General features: G+C 56.8%; 5 protein-coding genes and 1 pseudogene. 1 reads left to right on the top strand and 5 read right to left on the bottom strand.

Features of this window, described 5'->3' with window-relative positions; genetic code table 11:
- Positions 1-62: 62 nt before the first annotated feature.
- The 4 genes and pseudogenes from NCT03_RS33350 to NCT03_RS33340 all read right to left on the bottom strand — a co-directional run bounded on the left by NCT03_RS33350 (position 63) and on the right by NCT03_RS33340 (position 2,838).
- On the bottom strand, positions 63-425 hold the full coding sequence (locus NCT03_RS33350) for a DUF262 domain-containing protein (RefSeq protein ID WP_250495487.1): 363 nt from the start codon (positions 423-425) through the stop codon (positions 63-65).
- A gap of 16 nt (positions 426-441) precedes the next feature.
- Positions 442-711: pseudogene (locus tag NCT03_RS34475) on the bottom strand (DUF7834 domain-containing protein); the annotation flags it as partial.
- 26 nt (positions 712-737) lie between these two features.
- Positions 738-1,820, bottom strand: coding sequence for an alpha/beta hydrolase family protein (locus NCT03_RS33345; RefSeq protein ID WP_250495486.1), 1,083 nt, complete (start codon positions 1,818-1,820; stop codon positions 738-740).
- Between the two features lie 43 nt (positions 1,821-1,863).
- Complete coding sequence (locus NCT03_RS33340) at positions 1,864-2,838, bottom strand: ferritin-like domain-containing protein (protein ID WP_250495485.1); 975 nt, start codon at positions 2,836-2,838, stop codon at positions 1,864-1,866.
- 528 nt (positions 2,839-3,366) lie between these two features.
- Here NCT03_RS33340 and NCT03_RS33335 point away from each other — a divergent pair.
- Positions 3,367-3,780, top strand: a complete 414-nt coding sequence (locus tag NCT03_RS33335; protein ID WP_250495484.1) for a response regulator — start codon at positions 3,367-3,369, stop codon at positions 3,778-3,780.
- 465 nt (positions 3,781-4,245) lie between these two features.
- Here the strand turns inward: NCT03_RS33335 and NCT03_RS33330 are convergent, their stop codons facing one another.
- Entirely contained in the window at positions 4,246-5,277 is a 1,032-nt protein-coding gene (locus NCT03_RS33330; RefSeq protein WP_250495483.1) for an IS110 family RNA-guided transposase, read from the bottom strand.
- Positions 5,278-5,406 lie beyond the last annotated feature (129 nt).

Below are 5,406 nucleotides of genomic sequence, written 5' to 3'. Positions count from 1 at the left end.
GTGGGTCCGTCGGTTTCGTTTCGTCATCTTCTGGTTCCTTGTTGCCGGCCATTATGGCCGACTCACGCCCCAGCTTTTCCACTCAACGAACTGTCCGAATTCCCGAAGCCACCTCTGTCGTTGCAGCATATCGCCGCTTTCAGCCAGGAAGGTCTGCAGCAGATAAAGAGTAGTAAGTCGTTGCTGGCCGTCGAGGACTTCAAAGCCGGTGAAACTGCTCTGCAGTTTGTGACCATGAGGTTACCGAGGAAGTAGCTGCTCTCTTTATCGCGAATCGCGTCCTGAATGTCTCTCAGGAGTTGCTCGATTTGCTCGGCCTGCCAAGCATAGTTTCGCTGGTAGATCGGGACGGTGTAAATCGCGTTCGAGTCGTCGAACAGTTCGCCGACGGTCAGCAACCGGGGATCGATTGGAGTGTTATGCATTCCGCCCTCGACTTATTCAAAAACGCAACGAGTTCTTTTTCGTGGGCGTCGTTGTAGGGTTTCGTAGGTGCGGAGAGTTAACGGACGACGCGGCAGATCCAGCTTCGCGCATCAGCGCAAACGGGGAGGGGTTCGACCGATCGCCTCGCGCGCGATTATCGATCGACCGATACTGCACGCGGAGCAACTCCACCCGCAATGAAAACACCCAGGCAAAGAGCCGGTCACGCGCGGTCATCATTTCCTCATCGCCAAACTTGTCTGTGTAGTACAGAAGAGCGGCGAGATAAAGCTCCCGCTTGCATGCGTGACTTACTCGGACGCACTATCCTGAACTGCCTGAAGCAATGGATGCCAGACAGGCGAGGAAGTTGATACCTCGTCGTAGTGAGAGGCGGCAGGGACTTCAATCACTTTTACAGTGTTGCCTCGTTGCTTGGCTGCCTTAGAAAATCCTGTTACCGCTTCTGGTGGAGAGACGGTGTCCAGCGAACCGTTGATCAGCACGATCCGGTGCGTGTCGAGCGGCAGCATGGCCGCAGGCGACGTGTCCCGTAGCGCATCCGCGCGTTGAGATCCGCCATACAACGCCTCGGGAGCGATGCCGCAGGCATTTTGAATGGCGGGTCGGTTGCCCAGATCAGGTAGCGCGCCCAATCCGATGACCGCATGCAGCATGACAGGGTGAGCATCGAACAACGGACTGTCGTTCGGCATCCTGTTGCGTCCCGCCGCCCAGAGTATGAGTTGAGCACCGGCTGAATGGCCAACGCCGACGATTCTTCCTAGATCGAGGTCGTCTCGCTTTTGCAGCTTGCTTATCGAGTCGAGCGCTGAAGCAATGTCGTCGTAGGTACCCGGATAACCGCCGCCTGCTTGGTCGATGCCGCGATATTCGATGCTGTACACGGCGAAGCCTTTCCTTGCAAATTCGCGTGCCATGCTGGCCACTTGTCGCAAGCCTCCAAATTCGTGTAACCAGCATCCGCCGTGAATGATGACGACGACCGGAAATGGGCCTCGGCCTGATGGCCGAAAGTACTCGAGGAACTGGGCGGGCGCTTGCCCGTACGCGATGCGTTCGTCGGCAGGTGGCCCCCGCATCTGCATATAGCCTTGAAGAGTCAGCGGCCGCGCATGGCTTTCTCCGCGGGCGACCAGAAGGCATGCGAAAAGTAAGCTGGCTGCGAGCCTTTGAGGAATATGCAGACGCAGTGGAGGGGCCATGCGCATCATCATGCATGAAGTACGTGCAAAATCTGCAGCAATTGAAGCGCCACGCCTGCAACAAGGAAAGTCGCCGCCATGGCAAGCCTGACTCGTAGGCGCCACGTAGCGATAGATCGATTGCTCATAGATCTCCTCTCCGAACACATTCAGGACGTCACGGGGCACGCGTTAAAGTGCCCCGTGACGATCGCATCCGTTGACTAAGGGATTACGCGTAGGCACTACTCATGTGCAGTGTTCCGTTCACCCCCGCAGGGAAGAAGCCGCCCTGTGTCACGGCGCCCTTATTCAGGTAGACGATATTGAGGACGTCGTCGTAGCTGCGACTAAAGGCGATGCCGTTGGAGTCGAGCGGCACGATGTTGGAGATTTGACTATTTGCGCCAGCGATGCCCTGATCTACATCGCTGGAAGCGTCAAGTGAATCGCGTGCGTCCGATATGGCCTGCGTTGCGGTCACGAGGCTCGGTGCCTGGATGCCTTTCGTGTAGAGCACGGTTCTGACGAGGCCAGCATGATAGGCCTCAGCGGCGAGGATCCCAGCTGCCGCTTCAAGATAGGTTTTATTGGTAATGAGCGGCGATGCGCCCTTATAAGCCGTCACGCCGACATCTTCGAAGATAAAGGCACCGAGCAGGAAGTTGTTGTCATTGAGATAGGGGTTGAAGGGGGTACCAGCCGGAGCGAGGCCTGCCGCCTGAGCGGCAAGCGAGAAAGCTCCGTTGGGATCGGTGCCGCCGACATCGAGTGCTGGCATCGCGACAGCTGCGCCGCCGAGTGCCGTGCGCAGAAATGTGACGTGCTCAAGCTCGTCTTGCGCGATCTCGCGTGCGTACGCTGCGACGACGGGATCGGAGAAGTTGACCTGCTGACCGGGAATGACTTTGCCTGGCGTACCCACACCCGTCATGAGATTGGCCGGTAGCCCTGCACCGGTCGTCGCGTACGCATAGAAGGTCGCCTCGAGATATTCGAGGTTGAGTGCAAAGTTGAGGATCTCGGGATCGGTTGGTCCGGTCGCCGCGTTCGCATTGTCTCCGGAACCCCCGCCGCATGCACCGAGAATGGCACCGCCTACCAAGCCCAACCCGAGTCCACCTGCGTTGCGAAAAAACTGGCGACGCTTCTCGCGACGCTCGACGCGGCGATCGAATACGTTGGTCATTGCGTTTCTGTCATCCATGTCCATCTCCTTGGGTGCTGATTGTTGGACAGTGTTGACCCGATTCTTTAGCGGATCGGCTCCAACACCGGGAGAGCGGGACGGTTTGCCGGAGGAATCTTAGTTAGCAGCGCAAGCCACTCTCAACCGCGCCTACGGAACGGACACCGTGACGGATTCACCGGCTAACAGATTCTTTCACTAACGGCTCGCGAACATCGACTCATTACCGTCGCCCAAACCGTGACATCGCAAATTCGACCGAGCCGCAGATGAGGATTCTGATTTCCCGCTACGCAGCGCAACGAGCATCAGTGCTTGATCGAAAACTCGTTGTCCTGGAATCGCATCGTGCATGCCGCAACACACTCGAACGGTGTGGACCATGGAATTCGTACGATGCCGACTTGTATACTGCGAACCGGTAGGCGTTCGAGTTGGTGCGAGCTGATGTATGGATCTCGAGAGGCAACAATCCTGTAGGATGTGATGACCTGATCCTTATTCTCCCAAGCGCGTAACATATCGGCCAGGCGAACAGCCGAGAGAATGATGGACCGCCCCGTACTGGTGGTTGAGGACAACTCAGGCGACCTCGAACTTCTGCAGGTTGCACTCGACTTCTGCAACACGCGTCAGCCTGTCGTGTCAGTTGACGACGGCCAGAAGGCACTCGACTATATGACCCGAACGGGGGAGTACGCTTCGTGCACGCACAAAGAACCAGACCTCATCTTGCTCGATATCAAGATGCCGCGGGGTACAGGACTTGAAGTGCTTGAAGTGATCAAGGCTGATCCTCGATTACGGCGGATCCCGGTGATTGCACTGACGTCGTCGAGGGAAGACAGCGATATCGCGCGCGCCTACGTACTGGGCATCAATGGGTACGTCGTGAAAGTACCGATAACAGCGAATTTCGCCGCAATATTGCCGCGATCCGCTCGGGGTGGGGCCATTTAAATGAACCTCCGCCACGCTTTCGTCCCCGCGCAGAACTATCAATACCTCTTTGAATGCGAACCGGGCGCCTGATTCGACGGCCATCACGGGAATGGTCTCTTGATGAGTTCCGTGCAGCTTTCCTGCTGTGGCCCATAATCATGCCTGCAAGTAAACATAATCCTTCTAACGAGGACGTATGACTGTAGCGGCTAGATTGTAATGTCCGTATATGGACTCCTCCTCGTTTGCAAACATTCCGCGTTGCAGGCTTAGGTTCGATCGCTCACGTATATCCGGTCTCTGAAGCTGCGCCTCAATGAGGCCGCGGACCCTAATGGGCTATTCGCGCGCTGACTCCCAATCGCTTTTACGGGCTTGCGGCCCCGGACATTAGCGGGTTTGATCAGCGCCGGTTCGACCTGTTGACCATCGTGCGGTTTGTTTTGCAATCGCGAATTAAGACATCGCTTGATTGAGACAACTTTACTGCGCAGCCAGTTCTGGATGGTAATCCGTTTCCCGCGTGATCATCGCCCATGCAATTCGTGCAGTCTTGTTCGCCAGCGCAACCGCGGCGACATTTGGATGTCTGTTTGCCGCAATGCGCATTACCCATAAACTTAGTGCATCGGTCCTGCGGCGGGCCATCTGGATCATCGCCCGTGCGCCGTGTATTAAGAGGCAGCGCACGTAGGAATCACCTCTCTTGCTGATGCCCAGAAGTCTTTCCTTGCCGCCCGAACTGTTCTGCTTGGGCGTGAGCCCTAGCGACGCGGCCATCTGCCGTCCGTTGGCAAATTGCCTGGCATCTCCCACTGCGGCCAACAACGCAGTGGCGACCATCGGCCCGACACCCCGTAACTGTTGCAGACGAACAGCTACAGGGTCCGATGCAGCGATTGCCGCGATTTCCCGGTCAAGCTCGGCTATCCGCTCGTCTAGCGCACGCAGATCTTCCCAAATTCCGATAAGTAGCCGGCGGAATCGGTCACTCAGGCAGCAGTCGCTGTTTTCGAGCCAAACTGGCACTGCGCGTCGCAACTGAAGTATCTGTTTCGGCGCCACGAGACCATACTCGGATGCCAAGCCTCGAATCTGGTTTGCCTTCGCGGTTCGCTGCTCCATCAGTCCAGTACGCACCCGGTGAGCTGCTTGCACATCTTGTTGTTCAACTGTCTTAACGGAAACGAAACGCATCCCGGGTCGGCTCATCGCCTCACAGATAGCTTCGGCATCGTTTGCGTCATTCTTGTTGCTCTTGACGTACGGTTTCACGAACTGTGGAGCGATGAGCTTGACGGTATATCCCAGCGTCTGCAGCCGCCGTGCCCAATAATGGGCACCTCCGCACGCCTCCATACCGATCTGTGCATGCAGAGGGACCGTTGCGCGCAAAACATTTAGCCACTCATCGCGCGCAAGCCTGCGACGCCAGATCGTCTTCTCCCGGCGATCTACGGCGTGCAATTGGAACACGCTCTTTGCCAGGTCGATTCCGACACGAATAATGTCCATCTTGGGTTCCTCCTAATTGCGTGGTTAAAGACAACTGCAATCATGCTCCCGTGGGGTGAGGAGGAGTCCATCCCATTGCTTTTAGCCAGATTCAAATGTCCGCTTCGAGCCGCCTAAGCTTACCCCGCG

Source organism: Caballeronia sp. GAWG1-1 (assembly GCF_023631465.1).
In the GTDB taxonomy this organism is placed as follows: Bacteria; Pseudomonadota; Gammaproteobacteria; order Burkholderiales; family Burkholderiaceae; genus Caballeronia.
The sequence above is the reverse complement of the archived record's forward strand: the minus strand, read 5'-3'. Positions and strand labels throughout refer to the sequence as shown.